This is a genomic window from Streptomyces sp. NPDC086147 (assembly GCF_040702165.1).
In the GTDB taxonomy this organism is placed as follows: Bacteria; Actinomycetota; Actinomycetes; order Streptomycetales; family Streptomycetaceae; genus Streptomyces.
Window position 1 is genome coordinate 309,530 of sequence record NZ_JBFBJO010000002.1, and the last position, 14,404, is coordinate 323,933.

13 protein-coding genes are annotated in these 14,404 nt (G+C 72.7%); all 13 read left to right on the plus strand.

The window, feature by feature from the left end:
* The first annotated feature begins 103 nt into the window (after positions 1–103).
* Entirely contained in the window at positions 104–1,660 is a 1,557-nt protein-coding gene (locus tag AB0398_RS06290) for an FAD-binding oxidoreductase (protein WP_366372680.1), read from the plus strand.
* 42 nt (positions 1,661–1,702) lie between these two features.
* Positions 1,703–2,527, plus strand: coding sequence for an acyl-CoA thioesterase domain-containing protein (locus AB0398_RS06295; protein ID WP_366372681.1), 825 nt, complete (start codon positions 1,703–1,705; stop codon positions 2,525–2,527).
* A 213-nt stretch (positions 2,528–2,740) separates the two neighbouring features.
* Positions 2,741–4,525: a fatty acyl-AMP ligase gene (locus AB0398_RS06300; protein WP_366372682.1), complete on the plus strand. Its 1,785-nt coding sequence runs from the start codon at positions 2,741–2,743 to the stop codon at positions 4,523–4,525.
* The gene (locus AB0398_RS06305) at positions 4,525–5,577 is read left to right on the plus strand and encodes an acyl-CoA desaturase (RefSeq protein ID WP_366372683.1); all 1,053 of its coding nucleotides are present in this window, start codon (positions 4,525–4,527) and stop codon (positions 5,575–5,577) included. The genes AB0398_RS06300 and AB0398_RS06305 overlap by 1 nt, the downstream gene beginning before the upstream one ends.
* A complete protein-coding gene (locus AB0398_RS06310) occupies positions 5,577–6,560 on the plus strand; it encodes an acyl-CoA desaturase (RefSeq protein ID WP_366372685.1) in 984 nt (327 codons plus the stop codon). The genes AB0398_RS06305 and AB0398_RS06310 overlap by 1 nt, the downstream gene beginning before the upstream one ends.
* 5 nt (positions 6,561–6,565) lie before the next feature.
* Positions 6,566–6,859: an acyl carrier protein gene (locus tag AB0398_RS06315; protein ID WP_366372686.1), complete on the plus strand. Its 294-nt coding sequence runs from the start codon at positions 6,566–6,568 to the stop codon at positions 6,857–6,859.
* Between the two features lie 12 nt (positions 6,860–6,871).
* Positions 6,872–7,984 (plus strand): fatty acid desaturase, encoded by a 1,113-nt coding sequence (locus AB0398_RS06320; protein WP_366372687.1) that lies wholly within the window; start codon positions 6,872–6,874, stop codon positions 7,982–7,984.
* Entirely contained in the window at positions 7,981–8,850 is an 870-nt protein-coding gene (locus AB0398_RS06325) for an alpha/beta hydrolase (RefSeq protein ID WP_366372688.1), read from the plus strand. The genes AB0398_RS06320 and AB0398_RS06325 overlap by 4 nt, the downstream gene beginning before the upstream one ends.
* A 34-nt stretch (positions 8,851–8,884) precedes the next feature.
* Complete coding sequence (locus AB0398_RS06330; protein ID WP_366372689.1) at positions 8,885–9,076, plus strand: rubredoxin; 192 nt, start codon at positions 8,885–8,887, stop codon at positions 9,074–9,076.
* A gap of 92 nt (positions 9,077–9,168) precedes the next feature.
* Positions 9,169–10,401: a cytochrome P450 gene (locus AB0398_RS06335; RefSeq protein WP_366372690.1), complete on the plus strand. Its 1,233-nt coding sequence runs from the start codon at positions 9,169–9,171 to the stop codon at positions 10,399–10,401.
* A 35-nt stretch (positions 10,402–10,436) separates the two neighbouring features.
* On the plus strand, positions 10,437–11,819 hold the full coding sequence (locus AB0398_RS06340) for an MFS transporter (protein ID WP_366372691.1): 1,383 nt from the start codon (positions 10,437–10,439) through the stop codon (positions 11,817–11,819).
* A gap of 106 nt (positions 11,820–11,925) precedes the next feature.
* Positions 11,926–12,693 (plus strand): SDR family oxidoreductase, encoded by a 768-nt coding sequence (locus AB0398_RS06345; protein ID WP_366372692.1) that lies wholly within the window; start codon positions 11,926–11,928, stop codon positions 12,691–12,693.
* Positions 12,694–12,778: 85 nt separating this feature from the next.
* Positions 12,779–14,386 carry an FAD-binding protein gene (locus tag AB0398_RS06350; RefSeq protein ID WP_366372693.1) on the plus strand — a complete coding sequence of 536 codons (1,608 nt, stop codon included), beginning with the start codon at positions 12,779–12,781 and terminating at the stop codon, positions 14,384–14,386.
* Positions 14,387–14,404 lie beyond the last annotated feature (18 nt).

Here is a 14,404-nt window from a genome sequence, read left to right on the forward strand (position 1 = left end):
CGGCAGGTCCGTCCGGCCGGAGCCGTGACGGCCGAACCGCTCGGCCGGAACCGACACCGGCGCGACACGCGCGGTACACCCACCCCGAAGGGAACGAACGACCATGATCAACCGCAGGACCCTGCTGGCTGCCGGCGCGGGACTCGCCACCACCGCCGGCGCGTTCGCCACCGCCGCCACCGCGGGGGCCCGCCCCCGTCACGGGCACGCCCACGGCGCCGCCTGGAGCCGCCTGAGCCGCTCCCTCACCGGCGACCTGGTGCTCCCCGGCGACGCGGAGTACGACCGCGCGCGCAAGCTGGCCACCGCCATGTTCGACGACGTGCGCCCGCGGGCGGTCGTCTACGCGGAGACCCCGCAGGACGTCCGCACCGCGATGCTCTTCGCCCAGGACCACGGCCTGCACACCGCCGTCCGCTCCGGCGGCCACAGCTACGGCGGCTGGTCGACCACCGAGGGCCTGGTCGTCAACCTGACCCGGCTCGACCACGTCCGCCCGGGCGACGGCACGGGCCCCGTGAGCATCGGCCCCGGCGTCCAGGCCGTGGACGTGCTGCCCCGGCTCACCCCGTACGGGATCACCGTTCCGGCCGGTTTCTGTCCGACCGTCAGCCCCGGCGGCTTCCTCACCGGCGGCGGCACCGGCTGGCAGTACCGCAAGTACGGCCCCGCCTCCGACCGCCTGGTCTCGGCCCGGGTCGTGCTCGCCGACGGCCGGATCGTCACGGCCTCGAAGACCAGCCACCCGGACCTGCTGTGGGCGCTGCGCGGCGGTGGCGGCGGCAACTTCGGCGTGGTCACCGACTTCCGGGTCGCGCCCACCCCGATCACCCGGGTCGGCCACTACACCCTGACCTGGTCCTGGTCGGACGCCCAGCGCGCGGTCAAGGGCTACCTGGACTGGTCGGCGCAGGCCTCGGCCGACCTCGCCTGCGGCGGCATCCTGCGGCTCGCCGACGCGAAGCCCGGCGGCCTGCCGGTCTTCATCGTCTCGGGCGTCCACTTCGGCACCCCGGAGGAGCTGGAGGCCGAGCTGGCCGCGCTCGCCTCGCTGGTCGGCACCGCCCCGGCGACCCGGGTCGTGCAGGAACTGCCGTACGACCGGGCGATGATGCGGGTCTTCGGCTGCGAGGACAAGACCGTCGACGCCTGCCACGAGACCGGCTCCAACCCGGAGGCCGCGCTGCCCCGGCAGAACTGGCTCAAGAACCGCGGCCGCATGTTCCACCGCATCCCGCCGCAGTCCGGCGTGGACGAGCTGCTCGCCGCCTTCGACGCGGACCGGCGGGCCGGGCAGACCCGGATCGTCTCCCTGCTCGGACTCGGCAAGAACGCCAACCTGCCGGCCACCGACGCGACGGCGTGGGTGCACCGCGACTCCCTCTTCAGCGCCACCCTCACGGTCAGCCTCGCCACGCCCGTCCCGGCGGCGGAGGACCGGGCGGCGGCGGAGGGGTGGCTGAACGGACTGTTCGGCGCCGTCGACCCGTACTCCAACGGACGCTCGTACGTGAACTTCCCGGACACCAACCTGACGAACTATGCGCAGGCCTACTACGGATCCAATCTTCCGCGATTGAGCCGAATCAAGTCGTCGTACGACCCCCACGGCTTCTTCTCTTTCCCGCAGGCGGTTCCGGGAGCCGTCCGGAAGCGCTAACCGGTGGAAGTCGCGGTGCCCGAACCTCTAAAGTGCCGGGACATGCAGAAAAACACGAAGGACGGGATGGGCGGCATGGCCGAAGAGGTCGGTCCGGGAAAGTTTCTGCGCAATTTACACACCGGATACACGGACGTTCCCGAACACCTCAAGGGTTTCGGTGGACTGCACGGCGGCCTGGCCCTCGGCCTCGTCGCGGAGGCCATGCGCGAGCATGCCGGAGAACGTGAACTCGTCAGCGTCACGGGCCGGTTCGGGCGGTCGATCGACTCCCCGTTCCGGGTCGTGACCGCGCCGGGTCACACCGGCCGTTCGAGTTCGACCGTATCCGGACGCATCGAGTCCGAGCGGGGCACACTGCTCGACTCGTGGGCGGTCTTCGCGGGTGAATCCGGCGATGTTTCCTGGCCGGTCGTGGAATTTCCCATTCCGGAGGTTCCCGGTCCCGAAGAGTGCGAGAAATTCGCCATTCCGAAAGAATTCGTGCCGATCTCGACGAGCATGGAGATCAGGCCGGTGGGTTCCTCGCGCCCCTACGCGGGCGGGCAGGAGGCCGAGCTGGTGGCCTGGGTCAGGCTGGTCGAGGACGACCTCCCGCCCGACGCCCCGCGCTTCGTCCTCCTGATGGACGCGCTCGCCCCCTCCTACTCCGCGGTGCTCTCGACGCTCGCGTTCGTGCCGACCGTGGAGATCACGGTCCGGCCCGGCGCGGGCCTGGCCAAGGCGTCCTCGCCCTGGCTGCTGCTCCGGGCCACGACCCGGCAGGCCGGCCCCTCCGGCTGGTCCTCGGAGTGGATCGACGCCTGGGGCCCGGACGGCACGCACCTGGGCTCCGCCCAGCAACTGCGGATGGTCCGCGGCGGCTGACCCCGGGGCCGGCGGAGGGCCTGCCGTGACGGCTGAAACCGAGGCCGGGAGGACCTGCCGCGGCGGCCGACCCCGGCTCCGGGAGCGGCCCCGCGACGGCGGGATCCGAGGCCGGGACGACCTCTCCGGAGGCCGCCCCGGCTCCCGGGCTACCGGCGTGCCGTCGAGACGTCCATGAGCGACCAGACCGATTCAGAAAGGCCGTTGTCCTCGATGGAACCCTTCGCAAGCCCTCCGGGCGATCTGTCGCTCCCGGAGATCCTGACCGCCCGCGCCGAGGCCCACCCCGACGCCCTGGCCTTCCGCTTCCTGCCGGACGGCACCACCGACCACCCGGTCGACTGGACCTACCGCGACCTCGAACTGCGCTCCCGCGCGGTCGCCCGCGAACTCACCCGCCTCGGCCTGACGGGCGGCCGGGTGGTCCTCGCGCTCGACCCCGGACTGGACTACGTGGCCGGATTACTGGGGATATTACGGGCGGGCTGCACCGCGGTCCCCTCCTTCCCGCCCTTCGGGCGCCGCGCCACAGCCCGCTTCCTCTCCATCGTCGTCGACTGCGCCCCGCAGGCCGTCCTCACCGACGGACGCTTCGCCCCGCACGTCGAGGACTTCGAGACCCGCTACCCCGAGGGCGTCGACCGCCCGAGGTGGGTCTTCCCCGACACCTCCCTCTTCACCGAGGACCCCGCCGCCGAGGCCCCGCCGCTCGTCCTCGCGGACCCCGCGCTCCTCCAGTACTCCTCCGGATCGACCGGCGACCCCAAGGGCATCGTCCTCACCCACGAGAACCTGGTCAGCAACTGCCGCGTCCTGGAAGCCCACATGGGCATGGAGCCCGACCGGATCGGCTGCTCCTGGCTCCCGCCGTACCACGACATGGGCCTGATGGGCACGATCATGCTGGCCCTGCACGGCGGCTGGCCCCTGGTCATGCTCTCGCCGGTGCACTTCGTCCAGGACCCCTACCGCTGGCTGAAGGCCCTCACCGACTACCGGGTCACCATCACCGTCGGCCCCAACTTCGCCTTCGAGCTGGCCACCACGCAGATCCCCGACGACGCCCTGGACACCCTCGACCTGTCCGCGCTGCGCCAGGTGTTCTGCGGCAGCGAACCCGTCTCCGCGACGACGCTGGAGCGCTTCCGCGAGCGGTTCGCCCCGCGCGGCTACGACGCCGCCTCGATCATCCCCTGTTACGGCCTGGCCGAGGCGACCCTGTTCGTCACCGGCAAGCCGACCGCGAGCGGCGCCGTCCGGCGCGAACTCCTCGACAAGGACGCCCTCGCGACCGGCACGGCCGTACGCGTCCCCGCCGGCGCCCCCACCGCCGTCGAGGCCGTCTCCTGCGGCGTCTTCGCCGTCGGCCACGAGGTGCTCGTGGTCGACCCGGACACCGCGAACGTCCTCCCGGACGGCCGGATCGGCGAGGTCTGGGTGTCCGGACCGAGCGTGGCCCGGGGCTACTGGCGCCGCCCCGAACTGAGCGAGACCGTCTTCGGCGCCCGCCCGGCCGGCCGTACGGACGGGGGGCCGGGCTTCCTGCGCACCGGCGACCTCGGCTTCGTCCTCGACGGCGAACTGTTCGTCACCGGACGCCTCAAGGACGTCATCGTCGTCAGCGGCCGGAACCTCCACCCGCAGGACGTCGAGGCCTCCGTCGAGCGCTGCCACGGCGCCCTGCGCCGCTCGGCCGTGTTCTCCGTGTCGGGCGAGGAGGCCGGCGTGCCGGACTCGGTGGAGGAGCAGATCGTGGTCGTCGCCGAGTACCGCGGCACCTCCGGCCGGTTCGCCGCCGAGGAGGCCGCCCTGCGCGCCGAGGTCACCGCGGCCGTCACCGCCGACCACGGGGTGAGCCCCGCCGTCCTCCGCTTCGGCCCGCCCGGCACCGTCCTCATGACCACCAGCGGAAAGGTCCGCCGCAGGGCGACCAGGACCGCCTACCTCGACGGCACGCTCAAGCGGTTCGCCGTCCCGGCCGGAAGCGAGGTCGCGTGATGGCCGGACGCGACGCCGCGTTACACGCCCCCGACACGGACCCGGACCTCCCCGACGCGGTGCCGGAGGAGGGCGAGATCGACGCCGCCGCGCGCCGCTTCGCGTACGTCACGGTCGGCGTCCCGGCCCTCGGCGTGCTCGCCGCGGTCTGGTTCGCGGCCGCGTACGGCTTCACCTGGGTGGACTTCGGACTGCTCGCCGGCATGTACGCGATCACCTCGCTCGGCGTCGAGGGCGGCTTCCACCGCTTCTTCTCCCACCGCTCGTTCTCCGCGAAGCCGGTGGTGACCACGCTGTGGGGGATCGCGGGCAGCATGGCGGCCCAGGGCCCGGTGCTCTTCTGGGTGGCCACCCACCGCACGCACCACGCCTTCACCGACCGCGACGGCGACCCGCACTCGCCCCGTCCGCTCGGCGACGACCGCTGGGCCACGCTGCGCGGCCTGTGGCACGGGCACGTGGGCTGGCTGTTCAAGGTCCGCCGGCAGAACTGGGCCAAGCGCGTGCCCGACCTGGTCCGCGACCGGCTCGTGATGCGCCTCAACCAGTACTACCTGGTGTGGGTCCTGCTCGGCCTCGCGCTGCCCGCGCTGCTCGGCTGGCTGCTCACCGGAAGCGCGCGCGGCGCCGTCGGCGGCCTCCTGTGGGGCGGGCTCGTACGGATCTTCCTGCTCGACCACGTCACCTGGGCGGTCAACTCCCTCGGCCACACCCTGGGCAACCGGCCCTACTCCACCCGCGACCGCAGCCGCAACGTGCCCCCGCTGGTGCCGATCTCGGTCGGCGGCGCCTGGCACAACAACCACCACGCGCGGCCCTCCCTCGCGCACAACCGGCACGGGTTCTGGCAGTTCGACCCGACCGGCACCGTCATCCGGCTGCTGGACGCGATCGGCCTGGTCGACGACGTGCGCTACCCCGACCGGAAGACGCGCCGCGCACCGGTCCGCGAACAGAGCCGGGACCCGGACCGCACACCGGAACGGAACCCCGCACGCACCTCCGCACGCAACCCGGAACGAAAATCCGCGAGTCGAAAAGGAGCGAGCTGATGTCCACCGCCACGGCCTCCTCAGCCGCGCTGGCGAACGCCATCGTCCGGCTGGACCCGATCAGCCTCCGGACCAAGCGGTTCTCGGCGCTGACCACCATGACCCTGCCCCTGATGGGCACCGCCGCGGCCGCCTGGTTCCTGGTCACCGGGAACTTCACCGCCACCGACCTCTGGCTCTTCGGAGCCATGTACTTCGTCCACATGTTCGGCATCACGGTGGGCTTCCACCGCTACCTCGCGCACAAGGCCTTCAAGACCGGCCCCGTCTTCGAGGGGGTCATGATGATCACCGCCTCGATGGGCGCCCAGGGCCCCGTCATGTGGTGGGTCACCACCCACCGCCGGCACCACCGCTTCAGCGACCAGGAGGGCGACCCCCACTCGCCGAACCTGCACGGCCGCACCTTCAAGCAGCGCCTGCACGGCCTGTGGTACGCCCACATGCCCTGGATGCTCAGCGACGAGAACTCCAAGTGGTCGGTCTTCGCGCCCGACGTGCTGCGCAGCCGCCGCCTGATGTACTACCACCGCACCTACCCGGTCTGGGTGATCGGCGGCACGATCCTGCCCGGCCTGGTCGGGTTCGCCGTCGAGCAGACCGCGATGTCCCTGCTCACCGGCATCGTCTTCGGCGGCCTCGCCCGGATCTTCCTCGCCAACCAGGCCGCCTGGATGGTCGGCTCCGTCTGCCACGCGGTGGGCCGCCGCCCCTTCGACAACGAGGACAAGAGCGCCAACAACTGGACCGTCGCCCTCCTGACCTTCGGCGAGGGCCTCCAGAACAACCACCACGCCTTCCCCGGCTCGTACCGGCACGGCGTCACCTGGCTGGAGCCGGACCTCAGCGGCTGGATGCTCGCCGGCCTCGGCAAGCTCGGCGTGGTCAAGGACCTGCGCGAGCCCAGCAAGGAGCAGATCGAGAAGAAGCGCGAGCAGGCGCGGGCCCTGGCGGCCGCCGGCTCCACCGACAAGACGGAGTAGTCAGCGTGTTCAAGAAGAAGATCGCCAAGCCGGCCGGCCCGCTCACCCGGGCCGCCCTGCGCGACTGGCTCGTCGACTACCTCGCCGACCACCTCAAGGTCGCCAAGGACAAGATCGACACCTCGCTCACCTTCGAGTCGTACGGACTCGACTCCAGAGTCGCCGTCCAGGTCTCCGGCGCGCTGGAGAAGGTCGTCGAGCGGCGCCTCTCTCCGGGGCTGCTCTACGAGTACCAGACCATCGACGATCTCAGCGGCTACCTGGCCAAGGAGCTCCGGCTCCCGGAGCAGGCCGTCTAGGAGGAACTCGGCATGGGTGCATTCGACTTTCCCACCGCGCCGGACGACCAGTTCGCGAAGTTCCTCGCCCAGTCCGCCGCGATCGAGGGCGAGCGACTCCAGAACGCCGTCCCCAAGGAGTACTTCGAGCCGAAGGTCTCGCGCGGACTGCTCGGCTTCGCGGTGAGCTGGCTGCTCTACGGCGGCGCCACCGTCGCCGTCGCCTTCACCCACTGGGCGTTCTGGGTCCCGCTCTGGCTCCTGGCGGGCCTCGGCGGCTGGGGCCTGCACTGCATCGCGCACGACGCGGGGCACGGCTCGTTCTCCCGCAACCGGCGGCTGAACACGGCCGTCGGGCACCTCTCCCTGCTGCCGCTCGCCTACCCCTTCCACGCCTGGCGACACGTCCACAACATGCACCACTCCAGCACCAACCACCTGGAGCTGGACACCGACTGGCGCCCCCTGCCGGCCGGCATGTTCAAGCGCATGCCGCTCCGCCAGAAGCTGGTCTACCTCTCCACCCGCACCTGGGCGTTCTGGGGCGGCACCATCAACTACTGGGTGGAGTCCGGCTTCCGGCCCGGCTTCTTCCCCAAGGAGTCCCACCGCCGCGACGTACGGCGCTCCATCCTCTTCGTCGCGGCCCTGGGGGTCCCGTACTTCGGCGCGCTCGGCTACTTCACCGGCTGGCAGGGAGTGCTGCTGTACTTCGTGGCGCCCTGGATCGCGACCCACGCCTGGTTCAGCGCCACGACCCTGATGCACCACAGCGCCAGCGACATCCCGTACCTGACGGCCGAGCACTGGACCCGCAACGCCAGCCGGCTCCTGGTCACGACGGACTACGTCTACCCGAAGTGGCTGCTCTTCCTCACCCACAACATCTCGATCCACACCGCCCACCACGTGGCCCCGGTGATCCCCTTCTACCACCTCCCGAAGGCGCAGCAGGCGCTGAAGGACCGGTACCCGGGGATGGTGCGCGAGGAGCGCTTCACCTTCCGGCAGATGTGGAGCATCGTCCGCCACCTGCACTTCTACGACACCGAGTCGGGCTACTACCAGGAGCTGTCGGGCACCAAGGTGCCGCCGGCCCCGTCCGACCCGACCTCCGGGCCCCCGCTCGCCGAGGCCGGTCGGTGACCGGGCGCCGAGCCGTGCGCGGCGCCGCCCACGGGATCCTGACCGCGCTCGCCCCGGGCGCCGCCGCGCGCTGGGCGACCGACGTGTTCAGCGACACCCGGGCGCTGGGCCTGCGCCCCGACAACGTCCTGCCGCTGGGCGCGCAGCGGTTCACGGTGGACGGCTCCCCGGACGTCACCGGGGGGTACGTGTGGGGGGAGCCCGGCGACGGGAACCCCACCGCCCTGTTGGTGCACGGCTGGGCGTCCGACAGCAGCAGCATGCACTCCTTCGTCGGCCCGCTGCGCGGACTCGGCTTCACCGTCGCCGCGTTCGACGCGCCGGCGCACGGGGTGTGGCCCGGCTCCCAGGCCACCATGACCCAGTACTCCCGGGCGGTCGCGGCCGTCCTGGAGAGCCTGGGCGGGGTCCGGGTGGTCGTCGCCCACTCGCTCGGCGCCGTCGCGGCGGTCAGCGGGCTCGCCCTGCGCGGCGAGGAGCCGGAGGCCCTGGTCCTGGTCGCGCCCACCCACACCCTGAGCGGCGTGCTCGACCGGTGGGACGGCGCCGGGATGCGGATCGGGCCCGCCGCCCGCGCGCGCGTCTACGCGGAGCTCCACCGGCGCAACGGCGTCCCGGTCTCCCACTGGGACGCCGTCGCCCGGGGGGCGTCCCTGCGCTGCCCGGTCCTCGCCGTCCACGACCCCGCCGACACCTGGGTCCCGTACGCCGACGCCGAGGCGATCGCCCGGGCCCTGCCCGGGGCCCGCCTGGAGACCGTGCGCGGCGTCGGCCACATCGGGATCCTCAGCGACCCCGGGGTCCAGGCCCTGATCACCGGCTTCGTGGCCGAACGCGCCGCCGTGACCCCCCTGACGGAGAAGTGAGCGACGGAGAAGTGAGCAACGGAGAAGTGAGCACATGAGCGACACGAGCGTCCGCACCGCCCGCCGCGCCTGGATGTGCCTGCTGTGCGGCTGGGTCTACTACGAGGCGCTGGGCGTGCCGGAGGAGGGGATACCGCCCGGCACCCGCTGGGAGGACGTCCCCGAGGACTGGGTCTGCCCCGAGTGCGGCGCCACCAAGGCGGACTTCGTGATGGAACAGCTCTGAACGACGGGCGGCCGGACCGCCGCCCGTCAGCCCGCCACCCCCCACCGATGCGCCCCGACCCCGCCCGCCCCCGCCCACCCCCAGGAGCAGCAGTGACCGAGACCCCGACCCTGGCCGAGCCGCTGGACGTGATGATCCGGCTGCTCTCCTTCGAGGGCAAGCAGAACCCCTATCCCCTCTACGAGGAGTTACGGGCCCACGGCGACCTGGTCAGGCTCGGCGAGACGCACCTGCTCGCCGTCGGCCACGAGCAGATCTCGAAGGCCCTGCGCCACCCTGTCCTGCTCCAGACCGACGCGGCCATGCAGGACCTGCGCATGCCCGGCTGGCGCGAGCACTCCTCCTGGGTGTGGCTCACCAGGAACATGCTGTTCAGCAACGAACCCGACCACGAGCGGATGCGCCGCTTCTTCTCCAGCGCCTTCTCCGCCCACAGCGTCGCCGCCTTCGCCCCCATGGTCGAGCGCCTCGCCGACGACGCCGTCCGGCACGTCGAGGAGCTCGGGGCCGGTGGCGCCGAGGTCGACCTGGTCGAGGAGTTCACCTACCGGCTCCCCATCGCCGTCCTCGGCGAGCTGCTCGCGATTCCCGAGGCGGACCTGCCCGGCCTGCACCCGATCATCGCCGCCATCACCACCTCCATGGACCCCGTCGGCGACCTCGCCCAGCTGGCTCCCGGCGACGCCGCCATGGAGGAGCTCGCCGCGTACGTCACCGACCTCGTCGCCACCCGCCGCGCCGCGCCCGGTCCCGACCTCACCAGCGCCTTCATCCGCGCCCTCGACGGCAGCGACCTCACCGAGGAGGACCTGATCGCCAACATCATGGCGGTGATCGTGGCGGGCAGCGAGGCGCCCCAGGACCTGCTCGGCAACGCGGTCCGGATCGCCGTCGGCGACGCGGACCTGGCCCGGCGCCTCACCGGCGAGCCCCGCTTCGTCGACCGCTACCTGGAGGAGGTGCTGCGCTGGGACCCGCCCGTGCACGCCCTGAACCGGGTGGCCAGCGAGGACCTGGAGTTCTTCGGCGAGAAGGTCGTCCGGGGCAGCGCCGTCACCCTCCTCGTCGCGGCCGGCAACCGCGACCCGAAGCGGTTCGCGGACCCCCACCGCTTCGACCCCGACCGCGAGGGCAACCAGAAGCAGCTGACCTTCAGCGCCGGCGCCCACTACTGCCTCGGCGCGGCCCTGGCCCGGCTCACCGCCGAGACGGCGATCCCCCTGCTGCTGCGCCGCCTGCCCGGCCTGAAGGTCGTCGGCAGCCCCGGCTTCCGCGACCAGATCGTCCAGCGCGGACACGACCGGCTGCCGGTCACCACCGGCTGACGCAGGCACCACCGAGAACGAGCCCGGAGACCCCCATGTCCCTCACCGCCCCCCGCCAGGCCACCAGGTTCGGCGTGGTCCTCGGCGTCGTGTCGTCCGGCGTGGCGATGTCCAACCTGGACGTCTTCATCGTCAACGTCGCCCTGCCCGACGTGGGCGCCCACTACGGCGGCACGTCCCTGGCCACGCTGTCGTGGATCCTCAACGCGTACGCCGTGGTCTACGCGGCCTCCCTCATCCCGGCCGGAGCGCTCGCCGACCGGATCGGGCCGCGCCGCGCGTACCTGTGGGGCCTCGCCGTCTTCGTGCTCGCCTCGATCGCGTGCGCCCTCGCCGCCTCCGTGTGGACGCTGGTCGCCGCCCGGGTCGTGCAGGCCGTCGGCGCCGGCCTGCTCATCCCGTCCTCGCTCGGCATCCTGCTGACCGTGGCGCCCCCGGAGCGGCGGATCGCCTCCGTCCGCCTCTGGAGCGCGATCAGCGGGCTCGCCGCCGCCTTCGGCCCGCTCGCCGGCGGACTGCTCACCCAGCTCGACTGGCGCTGGATCTTCCTCGTCAACGTGCCGATCGGCGCGGCGGCCTGGGCGGTCGGCCTGCGGGCCGTCCCGCCGACCCCGGGCCGCGCGACCGCCGCCCGTCCGGACCTGCTCGGCGCCGGGCTGCTCACCGCCGGCATCGCGCTGCTCTCCCTGGGCGTGATCCGCAGCGAGGACTGGGGCTGGACCTCGGGACGGGTGCTCGGCTGCCTCGCGGCCGCCGTCCTGGCCCTCGTCGTCTTCGTCGTGCGGTCGGCCCGGCACCCCGCCCCGGTGCTGCCGCTCGGCCTGCTGCGGCTGCCGGCCGTGTCGCCCGCGACCCTGGCCAACCTGGTGTTCGCGGTCGCCTTCGCGATGATGCTGCTCTCGGCCGTGCTGTGGGCGCAGGACGTCTGGCACTGGTCACCGCTGGCCACCGGACTCGCCATCGCCCCCGGGCCGCTGATGGTGCCGTTCCTCGCCATCGGGGCCGGCCCGCTCACCCGGCGCTGGGGCGCCGGCGCGGTCGCGGCCGCCGGCGCGGTGGTGTTCGCCCTCGGCATCGGCTGGTGGGTCCTCGCCCTGGACACCGATCCCCGGTACGTGACGGGGCTGCTGCCCGGCATGCTGCTCACCGGCGTCGGGGTGGGCCTGACGGTGCCCACCCTGGTGGGCGCGGCCGTCTCGGCGCTGCCGCCCACGAGCTTCTCCACGGGCTCCGCCGTCGTGACGATGGCCCGCCAGGTCGGCGCGGTCCTCGGCGTCGCGCTCCTGGTGCCGGTCCTGGCGGGCGGCGGCACCGGCTCCTTCCGGCTCGGCTGGTGGGTGACGCTCGCGCTGTCCCTGGTCGCCGCGGCGGTCTGCCTCGCGATCCCCCGCCCCCGGGCGGCGGAGGCGAAGCCGTGACCGCCGCACCGGACGCGGGCGGGCCGGTCCTCGCGGGGCCCGCCCCCCACCCCCTGAACCACCTTCCGAAATTCCGTACACACCACACAAACAAGGGAGTTGCTCGATGAGCACACTGTCGGGCAAGGTCGCGCTGGTCACGGGCGCGAGCAAGGGCATCGGACGCGCGGTCGCGGAGCGCCTCGCGGCGGACGGCGCCCGGGTCGGCGTCCACTACCACCGCAGCGAGGCCGAGGCCAAGGAGGTGGTGGGCGCGATCGAGGCCGCCGGCGGCGAGGCGTTCACCCTCCAGGCGGAGCTGGGCGTCGCGGGCGACGCGGCCGCCCTGTGGTCCGAGTTCACCCGTCACGCCGACGGCGTCGACATCCTCGTGAACAACGCCGGCGCGGGCCTGCTCGCCCCCATCGGCGCCATCAAGGAGGACGACTTCGACCGGCTGCTCGCCGTCAACGTGAAGTCGCCGCTCTTCGTCATCCAGGAGGGCCTGGACAAGCTGCGCGACGGCGGCCGGATCATCAACGTCTCCAGCGCGACGACCCGCATCGCCATGCCCAACGTACTGGCGTACTCGATGACCAAGGGCGCGGTGAACACCCTCACCCTCACCCTGGCCGAGGCCCTCGCCCCGCGCGGGATCACGGTCAACGCCATTGCCCCCGGCATCATCGACACCGACTTCAACCCGTGGCTCGCCCACCCGCAGATGCGGGCCGCCGCCGAGAGCTGGTCCGCCTTCGGGCGCACCGGCACCCCCGCCGACGTGGCGGGCCTGGCCGGCTTCCTCGCCTCCGACGCGGCCGGCTGGGTCTCCGGCCAGGTGATCGACGTCAGCGGCGCCTCGTCCCTCGGCAACGGCCCCACGCCGAAGTCCTGACCCGCTCCGCGACGGGGCCCGGCCTCCGGGCCGGGCCCCGTCGCGGCCCCCACACCCTTCCGAAGCGCCCCGAGGAGTCCCACCGATGACAGCACTCGACCGAAGATCCCTGATACGGGGGGCCGCCGTCACGGCCTCCGCACTGGCCGGCGGCGTCGTGGCCGGCGCCCCCGCCGCACGGGCGACCACCGCGTCGCCGACCGGGGACAAGGTCCTCCCGGCCGACCCGCGCTACCCGCACCTGACCACCGGCAACAACCAGCGGTTCGTCGCCCGGCCGCAGTACGTCAAGATGATCCGCTCCGCCGCCGACGCCGCCGCGGCCCTGGGCGAGGCCTTCCGGGCCGGCAAGCGGGTCTCGGTCCGCAGCGGCGGCCACTGCTTCGCCGACTTCGTCTGCCGGCCGGACGTCGACGTCATCCTCGACCTCTCGGAGATGACCTGCGTCGGCTACGACGACACGATGAAGGCCTTCGCCGTCGAACCCGGCGCCCGCCTCCTGCCCGTCTACGAGAAGCTCTACAAGGGCTGGGGCGTCACCCTCCCCGGCGGCGTCTGCTACGGCGTCGGCGCCGGCGGCCACATCGCGGGCGGCGGCTACGGCGTGCTCTCCCGCCGCGACGGACTGGTCGTCGACCACCTGTACGGCGTCGAGGTCGTCACCGTCGACGCCGCCGGCACGACCCGGATCGTCAAGGCCACCCGCGACGCCTCCTCCCCGCACCGCGACCTGTGGTGGGCCCACACCGGTGGCGGCGGCGGCAACTTCGGCATCGTCACCCGCTACTGGCTGCGCTCCCCGGGCAGCACCCGCACCGCCCCGGCCGCCACCCAGCTGCCCGCCCCGCCCGCCCGGGTCCTCAGCCACCTCCAGGCCATCCCCTGGTCCGCGCTCGACCGGACCTCGTTCACCCGCCTGCTCAAGAACTTCAGCACCTGGCACGAGCAGAACAGCGCGCCGGACTCCCCGTACAAGGAGCTCGGCTCCATCCTCAACGTCTACACCAGCGCGAGCGCCGCCCTGAACCTGGTCACCCAGATCGACGCGGACCTGCCCGACGCGCAGGCGAGGCTCGACGCCTACCTGAACGCGGTCCTCGACGGCGTCACCACCGTCCGCGCCCCGGCCCGCACCCTGCCCTGGCTCCAGCAGACCACGATGGTCGCCACCATCAACCCGGTCCTCAACGACCCGACCCTGCGCGGCGCGCACAAGTCGGCGTACGTGCGGACCGCCTTCACCGACGCCCAGCTGGACGCCCTGTACGCGTCGATGACCACGACCGCGTACCGCAACCCGCGCGCGATGCTGATCCTGTTCTCCTTCGGCGGGCAGGTCAACGCGGTCGCCCCGGACGCCACCGCGATCCCGCAGCGCAGCTCCGTGGTGAAGATGCTCTACCAGACCTTCTGGACCAACCCCGCCGAGGACGCGGCCCACCAGGGCTGGCTGCGTGGTCTGTACGCCCAGGTGCACGCCGCCACCGGGGGAGTGCCCGGCCTCGACGGCCAGACGGACGGCTGCTACATCAACTACCCCGACAACGACATGGCGGACCCCGCCGTCAACACCTCGGGCATCCCCTGGCAGACCCTCTACTACAAGGGCAACCACCCGCGTCTGCAGCGGGTGAAGAAGGCGTACGACCCGTCGAACTACTTCCGCCACCCGATGTCCGTGACGCCGGCGTAACCCGCCGCGCGTCCGTCC

Coding starts and splice junctions, on each gene's coding strand:
- AB0398_RS06290 (WP_366372680.1), top strand. CDS start 104: ATGATCAACCGCAGGACCCTGCTGGCTGCCGGCGCGGGACTCGCCACC.
- AB0398_RS06295 (WP_366372681.1), top strand. CDS start 1,703: ATGCAGAAAAACACGAAGGACGGGATGGGCGGCATGGCCGAAGAGGTC.
- AB0398_RS06300 (WP_366372682.1), top strand. CDS start 2,741: ATGGAACCCTTCGCAAGCCCTCCGGGCGATCTGTCGCTCCCGGAGATC.
- AB0398_RS06305 (WP_366372683.1), top strand. CDS start 4,525: ATGGCCGGACGCGACGCCGCGTTACACGCCCCCGACACGGACCCGGAC.
- AB0398_RS06310 (WP_366372685.1), top strand. CDS start 5,577: ATGTCCACCGCCACGGCCTCCTCAGCCGCGCTGGCGAACGCCATCGTC.
- AB0398_RS06320 (WP_366372687.1), top strand. CDS start 6,872: ATGGGTGCATTCGACTTTCCCACCGCGCCGGACGACCAGTTCGCGAAG.
- AB0398_RS06330 (WP_366372689.1), top strand. CDS start 8,885: ATGAGCGACACGAGCGTCCGCACCGCCCGCCGCGCCTGGATGTGCCTG.
- AB0398_RS06340 (WP_366372691.1), top strand. CDS start 10,437: ATGTCCCTCACCGCCCCCCGCCAGGCCACCAGGTTCGGCGTGGTCCTC.
- AB0398_RS06345 (WP_366372692.1), top strand. CDS start 11,926: ATGAGCACACTGTCGGGCAAGGTCGCGCTGGTCACGGGCGCGAGCAAG.
- AB0398_RS06350 (WP_366372693.1), top strand. CDS start 12,779: ATGACAGCACTCGACCGAAGATCCCTGATACGGGGGGCCGCCGTCACG.